Raw genomic sequence first — 15356 nt, 5'->3', positions numbered from 1 at the left:
CCTGTCCCGACTGACGGTCGAGCGGTCGTGCGCCGCGTCGTCAGACGCCGCATGCTCAGCTGCCCGTGGTCAGGCGCCGGTGCCGGCGATCAGCTCGTTGCGGCTGAGCTTGACGGTGATGTCCTCGGCCGGTCCGACGATGTCCGCCGTGCCGGGGACCTCGTTCCACTCGCCGCCCGCGACGGAGAAGTCCGCGCTGTAGGTGACCTCGATATGCGAGGCGTATCTCCCGGCCCTGGTGTAGGCGTGCTTGACGTCGCCGTCCGGGTAGGGCCCGCCGGCCGAGTCGGTCTCGATCGTCGTGCCGTCACCGAACACGTAGCGGTAGGTCACGACCTTCGGTCGGATCCGCACGTCGAAGCCGAGCATCGTGGCCGGGTCGATCTGGTCGATCTCGCCGGGCTCGAACCCGGCCTGCGGCCACTGCACCGCGTAGAACCCGGGCAGCGTGATCAGCGTCGTGTTGCCGGTGGGCTGGAAGACCAGCTCGGGCTTCGCGAACGGCATCCGATGGAACGCGTCCAGCACCATCGCCATGGTGAGCACCGGCCGCGGCGCCGCGACGGTGGCGCCCTGGGCGGCCGCCTGAGCCATGGCACCGGTGGGGTTGCAGCTCAGCCCGCGGTCCTGCCACGCCCCTGGCGTGCCGTTCGTCACCGGGCGGGCGAAGATGCGCGCCTGCGGGCCCAGCCCCGCTTGCGGGTCGTTGCCGGCGCACGCCTGCACCGCCCCCGCGCACATCCGGTCGCCGTCGCCCACCGCGTTCCCCGGGCAGTTGTAGACCCAGTCGAACTCCCACGTCACTGTGGGCGTGTTGGCTGCGGGTTTGGCGTTGGGGTTGGAGGCTGGCGTGCCCGTGGCGACGTCCTTCTGCGCCCGAGAGGGCGTCACGGGCGCGCTGACCGGGACTTTGATTCTCGCGCGCACATGTGACCCGTCCGCTACGGTCTTTGCGTTGAGGTCGATCAACCCGCAGCCCGAAGGCGCGCAAGTGGTCAAAGTGAGCGCAAGGGTGAGGGCGGTGCCGACAGCCATCACAGGCCCTTGATCAGGGCGACCCGCCAGCCCGAGCTCGGCGTCTCTGTCAGGGTGATCTCGCGCCGAATGCTAGACCGCTCAGTCACGTCGGACTGCTTTCCGCTGCTGTCGATCACCGCATTGGGGACCTGTGTCGCAAGCAGGATCACCGTTTGCCGCCCGGATCCATCGCGTGATCCTGCACTCGCCGACTGCACGATGACGGGAGCCTCGCGTGCATGCGCCGTCATTCCATGAAGCGCGACAGCAGTTGCTTCGAGCTCAGAGCACGACTTGCAGGTTGGCTCGCTGAGCGCCGCGATGGCGCCGACGGTCGGAGTCGTCCACGCCTTGTTGACGACGTCGAAGAAGTACCGCGTGAACGCCTCGGCTCCGGCGGGGGTGTGCGCCTTGGCGGCGGCGGGGATGCCGGCGATCGCTGCTGAGCTGGCAGCCGCCGACGCGGCCGGGTCGGGTGCCTTCGTCGTGCCGGTGCTGGTGCCGGTCGCGCCTCCCGGCGTGGTGGTCGAGGTGGCTGTCGTCGCGGTGCCTGTCGTCGGCGCACTGCTCGGTGCGCTGGTCGTGGGGGAGCCGCCCCCGCCGCTGGTGCAGGCGGACAGCGCCACGGTGAGGGCGGCCGCGGAGACGAGCATCGGGGATGACCTGCGCATACGCCGAGGCTAGCCGCCGCGGTGGTCCCGCAGGGCGCCTCGGGCAACTCTGTGGATAACTCTGGGGTCGGGGACCGATGGCCCACGCGCCTCCTGGCACGGCTGCCCCGCGCCACGGAACCTTGGGCGCAGAGAGTAGCGATGGGCTACACAGAGCGACACGTACGACGACACGCGCGGGTCCACGGGAGCTTCTGGCCTCTGACCTGGGGCGACGCAGCAGTCGGGCGACAGAGGTGAATCTTGGGGTCGACAGGGCATAGGATCGCTACATGTAGTGCTTACACTCGTGTAAGTCATCCACATGTAGTCCCCAGGGCGGGCGTGGTTACCCACACCTTGTCCACTGTCGATCCACAGCACCGTCCACAACCCGCAAGGAGGCGTCAGCCGTGCACTGCCCGTTCTGCCGTCACACGGACAGCCGTGTCATCGACTCCCGCGCCAACGACGACGGCACCGCGATCCGGCGCCGTCGGCAGTGCCCGGAGTGCGGTCGTCGCTTCACGACCGTCGAAAACGCCAGCCTGACGATCATCAAGCGGTCGGGGGCCACCGAGCCGTTCAGCCGCGACAAGATCGTGAGCGGCGTCCGGCGCGCCTGCCAGGGGCGCCCGGTGAGCGAGGACGACCTCGCCCTGCTCGCCCAGCGCGTCGAGGAGGCCCTGCGCCAGCAGGGGCAGGCCGAGGTGGAGGCGCACGAGATCGGGTTGGCCATCCTCGGTCCGCTCCGCGAGCTGGACGAGGTCGCCTACCTGCGCTTCGCGAGCGTCTACCAGGCCTTCGACTCGCTCGAGGACTTCGAGTCCGCGATCGCGGTGCTCCGCGCGGAGCGCGAGCCCGTGGGCACCGAGCCGGTCCCCAGCAAGACCCGCAGCAAGACCTGATCCGGGGGGTCTGTCAGACCCCACGGCCACACTGAGCCCTACCGCTCGTTCGGCGTCCCCGAGGCGCCCAGGCACGACCCGCAGGTGGCACGACCAGCACAGCGCACCACCAGCACCCAGCACCACCGGCACGACCACCATCAGCACCCAGCACGTCGACACGGAGGAAGAACCATGACCGAGACCGTCGGGGCACGCAGCAGCGCCCGCAAGGGCGCGCCCAAGGGCATCAAGATCGAGCGGATCTTCACCACCCCTGGTGTGCACCCCTACGACGAGGTGACCTGGGAGTCGCGCGACGTCGTCCAGACCAACTGGAAGACGGGCGAGACGATCTTCGAGCAGCGAGGTGTCGAGTTCCCCGACTTCTGGTCGCTGAACGCGTCGACCATCGTGACGACCAAGTACTTCCGTGGTGCTGTCGGCACCCCGCAGCGGGAGAAGGGGCTCAAGCAGCTCGTCGACCGGGTCGTGCTCACCTACACCAAGGCGGGCAAGGACAACGGCTACTTCGCGTCTGATGAGGACGCCGAGATCTTCGAGCACGAGCTGACCTACGCGCTGATCCACCAGGTCTTCAGCTTCAACTCCCCGGTGTGGTTCAACGTCGGCACGGCCAGCCCCCAGCAGGTGTCGGCGTGCTTCATCCTCTCCGTCGACGACTCGATGGACTCGATCCTCAACTGGTACAAGGAGGAGGGGTTCATCTTCAAGGGCGGCTCGGGCGCCGGCCTCAACCTCTCCCGCATCCGGTCCAGCAAGGAGCTGCTGTCCTCCGGCGGCACCGCTTCTGGCCCGGTCTCCTTCATGCGCGGCGCCGACGCGTCGGCCGGCACCATCAAGTCCGGTGGCGCGACCCGCCGGGCCGCCAAGATGGTCGTGCTCGACGTGGACCACCCCGACATCGAGGAGTTCGTGCAGACCAAGGCGCGCGAGGAGGACAAGATCCGCGCCCTGCGCGACGCCGGCTTCGACATGGACCTCGGCGGCCAGGACATCGTGTCCGTCCAGTACCAGAACGCCAACAACTCGGTCCGCGTCACAGACGAGTTCATGAAGGCCGTCGAGGACGGCACCGACTTCGGTCTGCGCGCTCGCATGACCGGCGAGGTCATCGAGAAGATCGATGCTCGGGGCCTGTTCACCAAGATCGCCAAGGCCGCGTGGGAGTGCGCCGACCCGGGCATCCAGTACGACGACACCATCAACGCCTGGCACACCAACCCCGAGACGGGTCGCATCACCGCGTCCAACCCCTGCTCGGAGTACATGTCGCTCGACAACTCCTCGTGCAACCTGGCGTCGCTCAACCTGCTGAAGTTCCTCAAGGACGACGACACCTTCGACGCCGCCACCTTCGAGAAGGTCGTCGAGCTCGTCATCACCGCGATGGACATCTCGATCTGCTTCGCGGACTTCCCGACGGAGTCGATCGGCGACACGACGCGCGACTACCGCCAGCTCGGGATCGGCTACGCCAACCTCGGTGCGCTGCTCATGGCCACCGGCCACGGCTACGACTCCGAGGGTGGCCGCAGCCTCGCCGCGTCCATCACCTCGCTGCTCACCGGTGCGTCCTACAAGCGCTCCGCCGAGCTCGCCGGGGTCGTCGGCCCCTACGCCGGCTACGCCCGCAACGCCGACGCCCACAAGGCGGTCATGCGCAAGCACAAGGCGGCCAACGGCGAGATCAAGACGCTCGACGCGATGGACAGCTCGATCCACGCCCTCGCCACCAAGGCCTGGGCCGACGTCGTCGAGCTCGGTGACAAGTTCGGCTACCGCAACGCGCAGGCCTCGGTGCTCGCACCCACCGGCACCATCGGCTTCATGATGGACTGCGACACGACCGGCATCGAGCCGGACTTCTCGCTGGTCAAGTTCAAGAAGCTGGTCGGCGGCGGCTCCATGCAGATCGTGAATCTCACGATCCCGCGGGCGCTGAAGAAGCTCGGCTACCAGCAGGAGCAGATCGAGGCGATCGTCGAGTACATCGCCGAGCACGGCCACGTGATCGACGCCCCCGGCCTCAAGCCGGAGCACTACGAGGTCTTCGACTGCGCCATGGGCGCGCGGGCGATCTCGCCCATGGGTCACGTGCGGATGATGGCTGCGGCCCAGCCGTTCCTCTCCGGTGCGATCTCCAAGACCGTCAACCTCCCCGAGACGGCCAGCGTCGAGGAGATCGAGGACGTCTACCTGCAGGGGTGGAAGCTCGGGCTCAAGGCCCTCGCCGTCTACCGCGACAACTGCAAGGTCGGGCAGCCGCTCTCCGACGCCAAGGCCAAGAAGGAGGCCGCGGTCGTCGAGGAGGCCGCACCCGTGGTGGAGAAGGTCATCGAGTTCCGCCCGGTGCGCAAGCGTCTGCCGAAGCGTCGCAGCTCGCAGACCACCTCGTTCACGGTCGGCGGGGCCGAGGGCTACCTGACCGCCGGGGCCTACCCCGACGGCGGGCTCGGTGAGCTGTTCCTGAAGTTCGGCAAGCAGGGCTCGACCCTCGCCGGCGTGATGGACGCCTTCTCGATCGCCGTCTCCGTGGGCCTGCAGTACGGCGTGCCGCTCGAGACCTACGTCGACAAGTTCACCAACCAGCGCTTCGAGCCGGCCGGTCTGACCGACGACCCGGATGTGCGGATGGCCCAGTCGATCATGGACTACGTCTTCCGCCGCCTGGCGCTGGACCACCTGGACTTCGACACCCGGTCGATGCTCGGCATCTACACCGCCGACGAGCGGGCTCGTCAGCTCGAGACCGGTTCGTACGAGCCGATCTCCGAGGAGTCCGAGGACGAGATCGAGGACGAGATCGAGTCGATGCAGCAGGGCGTCGGCACCTCGAGCAAGAAGCCCGAGGGGCCCCGCCACGACGCCGCCGTGAAGTCCGGCGCCGGCGCGGCCGACGCCCGGCAGGTCTCGGGTGAGATCCACTCGTCGGCCGAGCTCATGGAGAAGCTCCAGGGCATGGCCTCCGACGCGCCGATGTGCCTCACCTGCGGCACGAAGATGCGTCCGGCCGGCTCCTGCTACGTCTGCGAGGGCTGCGGCAGCACCTCCGGCTGCAGCTGATGCAAGTTCTCACTCGGATGTCACCGTAATGAGACACTGGTGTCACCTTTGTCGCACGGTTTTGTCACCACTGTCGCACGAGGTGTCACCAGTGTCCTCGCAGGTCAGGCGCGTCTGGACCGTGAGTGTCACCGTGTGAGAACAGGAGTGACAACGCGACGACGACTACCCTGACCGGGTCCTCTGCCCGGTCAGGGTTTCGTCGTCTCAAGTGGTGCGGGTTAGGTCGTGGTCGTGTCGTCCTTGTCCAGCATGAGGGAGTAGGTCGTGTCCGCCGACAGGGCCAGGCCGGCGCCCTCCGCGAGGGCGCCCCGGTTGGCGAGTGCTGCCATGTCGATCCGGTCCTGACGGGTCGCGCGCCGTTCGGTGAGCGTGCCCGCGTACGTGCGGTAGAGGACGCTCGCGGCGGAGCGGGACATGGAACGGTCCGCGTCATGGAGACGGGCAAGTTCGTTGAGGGCGTGGTCACCGTCAGGGTCGGTGCCGCGGGAGAGGGCGACGGCGTTGTTGTTGCCGTACACGATCGTGAACCCGAGCGGTGCGAACCGTGGCTCGAGGGCAGCGAGGTCGGCTTCGAGCTGCTCGGTCGTGTACCCGAGCACGATGCACAGGTGCTCAATGGGGACGGAACGCCGCGCTGTGGTGAGGACGCGGGCGAGGACGCTCACGCGCGCCTCGTCGGGAAGGTGCGTGGCGGGGTGTTCGGGGGTCGCATGGTCGGGGTCGTGGTCGAGCAGTTCGGACCAGGAGATGCCTGCGGCCGTGACGATTGCGTGGACGTTCTGGAACGGGGTTGACGGGTGGATGCCGTTGCCGATGATGACCTGCCGGAACGCGGACACGGACAGGCCAGCGGCGCGGGACGCCTCACGTTCGGACATGCCGCGTGCCCGGAGCGCGGCGGCGAGCGCGGTCCCGTTCGCGGGAATGGACGTGGGCACTACCGGGTCCTTTCCAGTGGGGTGACGGTCAGGCTCAGCGGCGACACCCGTCAGGTTCAGGTCTGAGCGCGTCCACCGGACCGCGTCGGCCACGTCACGGGACGGGCGGGGCAGGAACGGGTCGTCAGGCGCGGCTCCTTCGAGGAGGCGCAGGTGGCGTTGCGCGCGCAGGAACGGGGCCGCTTCGTCGGGCAGGTCCCACGCGTCCCGGCCCTTCCCTGTGAGAGTCCCGTCCGGGGTGATGTGCTTGATGCAGAGCCGGGACATGTTCGAGCCGTACTCCATGCCTGCGTCGTGCAGCAGGGTCGCGACCCCGACCCACGGTTCGGCGTACGCACGCAACGACCGGATCTCGCGGGTGTCGAGGCGGCGGTGCTCGTGTGAACGGACCGCGGCTAAGGCTTTGCTCGTGACCAGGTTCAGGTAGAGACCGTTCACGAACATCGCGGCCTGCATCGCCCGCACGACGGTGACGCACTCACCCGGCCCGGTCACTGGTTCGAGCAGGCCGGTGAGGACACGGGCTGCGGTGTCCGCGTCACCGGGCGGGTCTGCGGTCACGGTCGTGAACGTGGCCCGGTAGAGCCGGTCTACTGCCTCGAAGTCGGCCGGGGTGAGCGTGGCGCGGGCGCGGGCACGCCACACGTAGAACGCGGCCCGCGGCACGTGCACCGGGAGCGACCCGCAGGCTCGGCAGGGCACGGGGCCGTGTCACGGACGGTGAACGAGGCCAGGTCCGTGCCCGTCTGGATGGGCATGCCGTTCGCTTCGCACCAGTCCGCGAACCCGCCGTCTGCGGTGTCGTCGGACACGAGGATCAGGTCCGAGCCAGCAGCCTCCACCGCGTCAGCGACCGGGCCAACCCACTCGGGCACACCGATCATGTCGGCGTGCGCGAGGACGACGGTGTCTACGCGGTACCCGGCCAGCCATGACTCGATGAGCGCGAGCTCACGGCCCGCACCGGAGCGGGCGTTCGCGCCGCGCACGTCATGCCGTGCCCCGATCGCGGCGAGCACGTCCATGTGGAACGTGTACGGGCGGCGGTGCGGGCGGACGACGGACAGGACGACCCCGTCGTCCACGGTGCCCGCGTCTCGGATCGCGCGGGAATGATCCGCCGCGTCGACCCACAGGTACCTGCGAGTGGTCATGCGGGCCTCCGCGCCATGAGGATGCCGCGAGCCCACGCGAACCTGTCCCCGGACACGGGCACAGTCGGGTCGTCCGCGGCGAGGACACGGGCGGTGTGCGCCCACGTGCGGATCAGGCCACGGCACACGATCCGGTCGTGCGCGAACACGTCCACCGGGTCTGCCAGCGCGAACCCGGGTGGAGACGCCCGACGGCGGCGAGCAGGTCGTCACCGTCCAAGGGCGCGAACGACGCGGACGTGAGGACTCGCGACGCGAGCTGCGGGTACTGCGCGACCGCGGCCAGCACGTCTGACCCGACGACAGCGAGCGCGAACCCGGCGCGTGTCATCTCGTGGAGCCAGACGAGTTCCTTCATCGCTGACACCTGCGCGTTCTGCAGCTCGTCCACGACGAGGAGCCCGCCCCAGTCGGGCAGCGCGTCGCGGAGCAGGTTCCCGAGCTCGTACCGGGTGAGCCGACCGGACCGTTCTCCGGTGATCGCCTGGTGGGAGTGGCGGAGCACGTCCAACGGGGCGGGCCGGTCGGACATGGTGACGATCGCTGCGGGGCGGGACACCTGGTCGGCGGCGTACACGGCGCAGGTGGTCTTGCCCGTGCCGGGCGGCCCGTCGATCGCGACGATCGCGTTCTGGTCCGTCGCGTACCGGATCTTGGTGTACGCGTCCAGGAAGTGGGGCGTGACGGCAGGCTCGTTCTCCAGCACGGCGGAGAACGGGATCTGTGTCCGGTCGGTGACGGTCACGGGCGGTTCCTCTCGAGAGGCAGTTCGGGGAGCGGGGGTCAGTCGGGGAGCTCGTCGCGGTACAGGTCGAGGATTTCCTGCGGGAGGGCATGCGCGGGACCGGGTGTGGGGGCGGGAGACGTGCGCCGCTTGCGCCGGTCGAGCTTGATGACCTGTTCGGGCACGACCGGGGCGGTCGCGTCGTCGGAGTCAACGTCGTCGTGGCCGTCGGGGGTGTTGTGGGCGGCGGCGATCGCGTTGCCGGAGCGGGCACGCTGGTCGCGGGCGATCCGCAGCGACTCGTTCACCCGGTTCAACTCCTTCGAGTCGCGGGCGCGCTTGGCGAGGATGGCGTCGCGTTCGGACTTCGGGATGCTCTCGACGTTCCACGCGCGGGCGACGTGTCCTCCCGCCAAGTCGAACACCTCGATGAAGTCGCGGGACCGGGCCATGTGCCGGATGCGGTAGTCGGTGCCGACGTGCAGGTCCGTGGCGACGTACTGGCCGTTGTCGAAGTGAATGCCGTTCTTCGTCGCCCGGTACGTGTCCCGAGCGGTCGGCATCATCGCGGCGCGCAGCTCGACGGGCGCGATGAACCGTTGTTCGGTCGGGTCGGCGGCGTACGCCTCCAGGCGCGTCAACCCGCCGAGCTCCTTGACGGGGATGCCCGTGTTGATCTCGTCCACGACCTCTGTCAAGGCCATGTTCAGAGCAGCCCACGTCCACACCGTCGACGGGTCCGTGTCCTTCGGCAGGTTCGCGACGACGCGCCGCTTCCTGTCCTGTGTGGTGCCGACGTGCAGCGCACCGGGAGCGCGTCCGCTCAGGCGGGAGTTCACGAGCTGGATCGCGCGTTCGGCCTTCCCGTTCAACCAGGACGAGTAGGGCGGGATGGGGGAGACGACCCAGCCGAGCCTGTCCGCGGACGCGTGCGTGACCGCGGCGTAGTTCTCCGCCCCGTTGTCGAAGACGACCTGTTCAGGTATGCCACCGAGAGTCACGCCGTGGTAGTCGTGCTCTGCCGCGACCTCAGCGAGGGCGGCGGCGACGAGGTCGGCGTTGACCGGGGTCTTCCACAGGAACGCGTGGACGAGGCTGGTCGCGGCGTCCACGGCGACGGTCAGGTACGGGCGGATGACGGTGCGGGCGCGGTGGTCTGGCAGGACGCGCACGTCCGCGTGGGTGTGGTCGACGTGGAGGGAGTGGTTGCGGTGCGGGGACGTGGTGCGCAGGTACAGCCAGTTGCGGGCCATGCCGGGGAACCCTTCGAGCGCGCCGTACCTGCGGGCCGGGTCGACCCTGGCGAGGGCACGTGCGAACGTCGCGAACGAGCAGTCGATCTGCCCGTGCCGGGTGAGGTGCCGGTACGCCTCGCGGGCGGAGCGGGAGTCTGCGTACGCGAGCAGGTGCTCGGTCGTGATCTCGAACCTGGCGCGTCCGGGAGTGTCCGGGTTGCCGTTCGGAGGCGTGGTCGTGCTCTCGATGTCCACGATGACGCGCCGAGTGTCCTGGGCGGGGTCGGGGTCTGTCGCGAGCCAGCGGCGGATCGTGCGCGGGGTGACGCCGAGCCGGGTCGCGGTGTCGCGGACGTGCTGGTTGGAGACGTGTCCGTCAACGGCGAGGCGGCGCAACCGGGCGACCGTCGCGGCCCGGTCAGCGGAGGACGTAAGGGTCACTGAGGCTTCCTTCCTGTGAGGGCGGTCGGGGACAGGTGCGTGTCCCACAGGGGAGCGGTGCGACCGTCCGGTTCCATGAGCAGGGACGCGGCGGTGTTCCCCAGGGTGATGAGGCGGACGCCCGCGAACGCGAGGCCGTGCCGCTTGGTGCCTGCGGTCGTGTACCGGGCGAGCTGGGCGAGGATCGTGGGGTCGTGGGCCGTGTCTGCGGAGCGGTAGGTCTTCAGTTCGTCGTAGAACACGCCCACGACCGGGTGGTCCCAGGCGAGGTCAGCGCGTCCGTGCCCGGTGCTCACCTCCGCGCCTGCGAACACGGCTGTGCGGGGAAGGAAGACGCGGACGTACTGATGGACGAGACCGGACACGCGGACGCGAGCGACTGCGAGGCGTCCGTTCTCGCGGCCCACGACGTGCGCTGCGACGGCGTCGCGGATGAGTCCGGGCATGTCCTCGTCTGCCGTGGCGGGCACGGCGGCGGCGATGCGGGCGATCGCGGCGTGCGCCTGGGTTCCCTGCCGACGGGCGGTGGCGATGTGCCGGTCGTTCACCGTCGTTGTGGTGTGGGTGGCGGAGGTGAGGTCGAGCGGGCCGATGTCGTAGAGGGAGGTCACGAGCCCGCTCCCTCCCCCGGCCAGGGTCGGGTGGGGACGCAACTGTGCGTGGGGCAAGGCAAACCTCCAAGAGTGTCCGAGATATAGGACACTTTCCCGTCCGTGTGCACCCCGACGCAAGTCGACCCGGACGGGCCACCCCAACCCGCACGATCCGTACGCTGGTCCCTGTGGAACCACCCGCACGAGAGCGAAGACTCCCGGCACGCGCCGCCCCGAACGACGGCGTCGCGTGGCCCGATGAGCCGTGCCCGGACCCGGCCGCGGAGAAAGTCCGACAGCTCGCGCTCGCCCTCGCCCGCGAGATGTCCGCTCGCGGGTTGTCGGCCCGGGCCGTCGCAGCCCTCGCGGGGATTGGTGTCGGTACCGTCCAGGTCATCCAGCACGGGAACCGGTGGCCTGACACGCGCGCCGTCGCCCGCCTCGAGAACGCTCTCGACACGCCGCTCTGGCCCGCCCACGACCAGGACACGTCGACCCGACCGGGCGACTGACTTCCGCTGTCCGTTCATACCCGTCACCGCACCAGACCCCGTGGGCGGCACGATGGACGAGCATCGAACCCACGACGCGGACGCCGCCGCGAACATCGAAGTTGCGTCGAGAACACCCGGCGTGCCGCCTCGACCCGGCCCTGCGGCACAGGCCATCCTGGGGACGTGGACGCACACCACCCCGAGTACGTGCGCGGCTACCGCGACGGGCTAGCGGCAGCCGCCGCGACGCGCCACGCTCCGCCCCCGGCGCTACCGGCGACGTGCACCGACTGCATGGCCGTGAACCCCGACTGGGCCGAACCCGCGAAACAGGCCGGCGCACGGTGCCCCACCCACCAGGCGCAACGCCGGAAATGGCGCGACCGTGCCTACCGCCGCCGCACCACCCACGGCCCCGACACCCCCGCCGAGACCTACAAGCCCGAACCGTTGCCGCCGCCGCCCGAATGGGTGGGCGCCCGCTTCCTCACCCGAGAAACCCTCGCCACGCTCCTCGACCTGTCCCTCCGCGCCCGCGACGCCCGCGCCCGCCTCGCCCACGCCAACAGGCGCCGCGACGAGCCAGCGGCGGACCTCGCCCGGCGCGACCTGAACGACCTCGCCGACCAGGTCCTCGCCGTCACGCTCACGGAATGACCAGGCCCGGGCGTGCCCGGCCGATACCTGTCGGTGCCCGAACCTAGACTCACGGCCAGACCCAATCAGCAGCAGAAAGGACAGCGCCGTGCCCACGACGGATCAGTACCTGGCGGACCTCGCTTCCAACCTCGCTGGAGGCGACGCGACTGAGCACACTCACCGACCGGCGCTTCAGAACTGGCTGCAGTCGTTCGGCAGCGGGATCACAGCGACCAACGAGCCGAAGCAGTCGGAGAACAACGCCCCCGACTTCGACGTGAAGGCCAAGCGTAGACACGGGACACTCACGCTGGGAAAGATCGAGGCGAAGGACGTCGGCATCAGTCCAGGGCTCAAGGACATTGAGGCCGATTCCGAGCGGGAGATTCCTCGCACCAAGAATGGGCAGCAGCTCCGTCGTTACCGCAAGGCGTTCCCCAACCTTTTGCTGACCGACTATGTCGAGTTTCGCTGGTACCGGAACGGGGCGCTAAAACTGACCGCCTCACTCGGCCGAGTGGACGGAGACCATGTGGTTCTGACCCCGACGAGCAGGTCAGAGGTGGAGGCACTTGTCAAGGGGTTCTTGGCCGAGCCGCCGGAGCGAATCTCGACTGCTCCTGCGCTTGCGCGTCGAATGGCCGCCATCGCGGCCGTCATCCACGACGTGATCCAGCATTCGTTCGCGAGCGCCACCGCTTCGGACACCACGACTGGGTTGCTGACGGCGTTCAGGGACACGCTCGTGCCAGACCTGACCGAGGATCAGTTCGCGGACATGCTCGCTCAGACCATCGCCTACGGTTTGTTCGCTGCTCGAGTCCAGCACGACGGGCAGACGGCTTTCACGAGAGAGAAGGCCGCAGCGTTCATCCCCAAGACGAACCCATTTCTTCGCGGATTGTTTGCGCACGTCAGCGGCCCGACCCTCTCTGACGAGCCATACGCCGGAACGGTGGATGACCTCGCACAACTCCTCCACGACGCCGACATCGATAAGGTCCTAGCCAACTTCGGGGCCGACAAGCGTGACCCCATCGTGCACTTTTATGAGACGTTCCTCTCGGTGTACAACCCGACCCTGCGCGACATCCGGGGCGTCTACTACACGCCCCTGCCTATGGTTGAGTTCATCCTTGATTCTGTGGATCATGTGCTGCGCTCAACGTTCGCGCTGCCGGGAGGCGTCGCGGACACGAACCAGACCGACGACGGGCAGCACCGCGTCCTTCTCCTTGACCCTGCGACGGGGACCGGAACCTTCCTCTACGCCGCAGTGGGTCGTATCAGGCAGCAGTTCATTGACCAGGGCCGTGGCGCGCTCTGGTCGGCGTACGTCTCAGAGCACCTGCTCCCGCGGCTGTTCGGCTTTGAGCTCATGGTCGCCCCGTATGCGGTCGCCCACCTCAAGCTCGCCCTTCAACTGGCAGGCATGGACATGCCCGCTGACGATCGCGAGGACATCGCGTATGACTTCGAGAAGGACGAACGAGTCGGCGTGTACCTTACTAACGCGCTCGACCCTGGCGAGGCTCACTCGACTCTTCCTCTGGGTAAGTTCATCTCTGACGAGGCTAACGCTGCGTCATCGGTGAAGACCGACAAGCCGATCATGGTCGTCATGGGTAATCCGCCTTATCAGGGGCAGTCTGCCAACGCGTCCACCCGTCGAGAGGTGGCTCGGAAGGTCAAGGGGAAGACTCAGTACCGCACAGTGAGGACCGCCATCGGCGAACTCATTGAGACCTACAAGTCCATCCGGGGCGTGCCCTTGGGTGAGGGGAACCCCAAATGGCTTCAGGACGATTACGTGAAGTTCATCCGACTTGGGCAGTCACGGATCGAGCAGACGGGAAACGGTGTCCTCGCCTACGTGACCAACCACACCTACCTGGACGCGCCCACGTTCCGCGGGATGAGGCACTCCCTGTTGGAGACGTTCGATGAGATCTACGTGCTAGATCTGCACGGTTCCGCCCGTCGACGGGAGAAGAACCCGGACGGTGGCGTGGACGAGAACGTCTTTGACCAAATCATGCAAGGCGTGGTGGTCGCCGTATTCGTCAAGTCAACCGACTCCACCGAGCCCGCCACCGTCCACTACGCCGACCTGTGGGGCTCCAGATCAGCTAAGTACGAGTGGCTCGACTCGAACCACGTCGGCACCGTCACCTGGCAGGATTTCGTGCCGGCCGCACCCTTCTTCTCGTTCCGGCCCCAAGACGCGAGCATTCGCGAAGAATGGGAAGCCTGTGTGTCCCTGACTGATGTGTTCCCCACCTACGCCACAGGCATCGTCACGCACCGCGACGAGTTCGCTACCGACACCCGCCGCGAACGTGTCCTGGCTAGGCTCCGGGAGTTCTGCGATCCGACCAAGACGGACGCCCAGGTCCGAGCACGGTTCTTCGGCACCAAGTCTCGGACCACTCCGGCAGGTATCACCTACCCCGCAGGCGACAACCGTGACTGGAATATGAAGACCAAGCGCGCCTCCCTCATGGCCGATGGCAAGCGAGAGGACAGCATCAAGCCTTACGCGCACAGGCCGTTCGACACTCGATGGGTGATGTACCACAAGGATGCCATCGACGCGCTCAAGTTCGACGTGATGCGCCACATGCTCGCGGGTGGGAACCTGGGGTTCATCTCGGCACGCAGTAACAAGTCGCCCACGCAAGACCAGTTCTTCGTGACCGATCAGATGAGCGAGGTCAAACTCGGTGAAGCCACCACGGGTTCTGTCCTGTTCCCCTTGTGGCTACACCCAGACGAGGGCAAACCAGCTTCTGCGCAAGGGCAGGATCAGTTGTTCGCCGCTCAGGGCCAGCAGGCCGTGGTCGGGAACATAGGGGAGAAGATCAAGGATCGAATCCTCTCCGCGCTCGGTCTCGCATACGTGGACGAGGATCGGGGCGACCTGAAAGCTACGGTCGGTGCTCGTGACATCTTCGACTACGCCTACGCAGTCGTGCACTCCCCCTCATACCGACTGCGCTACGCGGACTTCCTTCGTAGTGATTACCCCCGCATCCCCATCGTCACGGACCTCGACGCGTTCCGCGAGCTCGTTAGGTTCGGGCAGACGCTCGTTGAGCTCCACACGCTAAACGGTCAACCCAACGTCGCCGGGAGTACACCCACCCTCACGAAGGGCACGAACAAGATCGACGCGATCCCTGTGTCACAGAGGTGGGAGGCAACGGGCGACGGACATGGGCGGCTGCGGCTCAACACCGACGGGGGCAAGAAGGGCGGCGCGCAAACTATTGACGACGTGCCAGAGCGCGTCTGGGCGCATCACGTCGGTGGGCATCGAGTTCTGCAGAAGTGGATGGAAGCACGCGCTGGTGACACTCTGTCCCACAGCGAGCTCACCCATCTCCTCGACGTGCTCAATGCCATCGCCGCCACCCATGAGGTCGTGGACCAGATCGATGAACGCTTTGCGGACTGGCCTATTGCCTGACCCAGGGAAGCACGCAGCGAATGTC

11 protein-coding genes are annotated in these 15356 nt (G+C 67.8%); 4 read left to right on the top strand and 7 right to left on the bottom strand.

The window, feature by feature from the left end; translation table 11 throughout:
* Positions 1-69: 69 nt before the first annotated feature.
* Complete coding sequence (locus tag MM440_RS05145; protein WP_241443096.1) at positions 70-891, bottom strand: hypothetical protein; 822 nt, start codon at positions 889-891, stop codon at positions 70-72.
* A gap of 143 nt (positions 892-1034) precedes the next feature.
* Positions 1035-1688, bottom strand: coding sequence for a DUF6318 family protein (locus tag MM440_RS05140; protein ID WP_241443094.1), 654 nt, complete (start codon positions 1686-1688; stop codon positions 1035-1037).
* 392 nt (positions 1689-2080) lie between these two features.
* Here MM440_RS05140 and nrdR point away from each other — a divergent pair, with 392 nt between their 5' ends.
* Both nrdR and MM440_RS05130 read left to right on the top strand, forming a co-directional pair.
* The gene (nrdR, locus tag MM440_RS05135) at positions 2081-2575 is read left to right on the top strand and encodes a transcriptional regulator NrdR (RefSeq protein WP_241443092.1); all 495 of its coding nucleotides are present in this window, start codon (positions 2081-2083) and stop codon (positions 2573-2575) included.
* A gap of 174 nt (positions 2576-2749) precedes the next feature.
* Positions 2750-5641 (top strand): vitamin B12-dependent ribonucleotide reductase, encoded by a 2892-nt coding sequence (locus tag MM440_RS05130; protein ID WP_241443090.1) that lies wholly within the window; start codon positions 2750-2752, stop codon positions 5639-5641.
* Positions 5642-5862: 221 nt separating this feature from the next.
* Here the strand turns inward: MM440_RS05130 and MM440_RS05125 are convergent, their stop codons facing one another.
* From MM440_RS05125 to MM440_RS05105, 5 genes are all read right to left on the bottom strand, one after another.
* Positions 5863-7254, bottom strand: coding sequence for a hypothetical protein (locus MM440_RS05125; RefSeq protein WP_241443088.1), 1392 nt, complete (start codon positions 7252-7254; stop codon positions 5863-5865).
* Positions 7173-7736 carry a hypothetical protein gene (locus MM440_RS05120; RefSeq protein ID WP_241443087.1) on the bottom strand — a complete coding sequence of 188 codons (564 nt, stop codon included), beginning with the start codon at positions 7734-7736 and terminating at the stop codon, positions 7173-7175. Before MM440_RS05120 ends, MM440_RS05125 begins: the two co-directional genes overlap by 82 nt.
* 112 nt (positions 7737-7848) lie before the next feature.
* The gene (locus tag MM440_RS05115) at positions 7849-8481 is read right to left on the bottom strand and encodes an AAA family ATPase (RefSeq protein ID WP_241443085.1); all 633 of its coding nucleotides are present in this window, start codon (positions 8479-8481) and stop codon (positions 7849-7851) included.
* Between the two features lie 38 nt (positions 8482-8519).
* Positions 8520-10136, bottom strand: a complete 1617-nt coding sequence (locus MM440_RS05110) for a hypothetical protein (protein WP_241443083.1) — start codon at positions 10134-10136, stop codon at positions 8520-8522.
* Positions 10133-10747 (bottom strand): hypothetical protein, encoded by a 615-nt coding sequence (locus MM440_RS05105; RefSeq protein WP_241443081.1) that lies wholly within the window; start codon positions 10745-10747, stop codon positions 10133-10135. Before MM440_RS05105 ends, MM440_RS05110 begins: the two co-directional genes overlap by 4 nt.
* Positions 10748-11406: 659 nt before the next feature.
* Here MM440_RS05105 and MM440_RS05100 point away from each other — a divergent pair.
* Both MM440_RS05100 and MM440_RS05095 read left to right on the top strand, forming a co-directional pair.
* Positions 11407-11880: a hypothetical protein gene (locus MM440_RS05100; protein WP_241443079.1), complete on the top strand. Its 474-nt coding sequence runs from the start codon at positions 11407-11409 to the stop codon at positions 11878-11880.
* An 88-nt stretch (positions 11881-11968) separates the two neighbouring features.
* Positions 11969-15331 carry a type ISP restriction/modification enzyme gene (locus tag MM440_RS05095; RefSeq protein WP_241443077.1) on the top strand — a complete coding sequence of 1121 codons (3363 nt, stop codon included), beginning with the start codon at positions 11969-11971 and terminating at the stop codon, positions 15329-15331.
* The last annotated feature ends 25 nt before the right edge of the window (positions 15332-15356 follow it).

This window comes from Arsenicicoccus piscis (genome assembly GCF_022568835.1).
GTDB lineage: Bacteria > Actinomycetota > Actinomycetes > Actinomycetales > Dermatophilaceae > Arsenicicoccus > Arsenicicoccus piscis.
The sequence above is the reverse complement of the archived record's forward strand: the minus strand, read 5'-3'. Positions and strand labels throughout refer to the sequence as shown.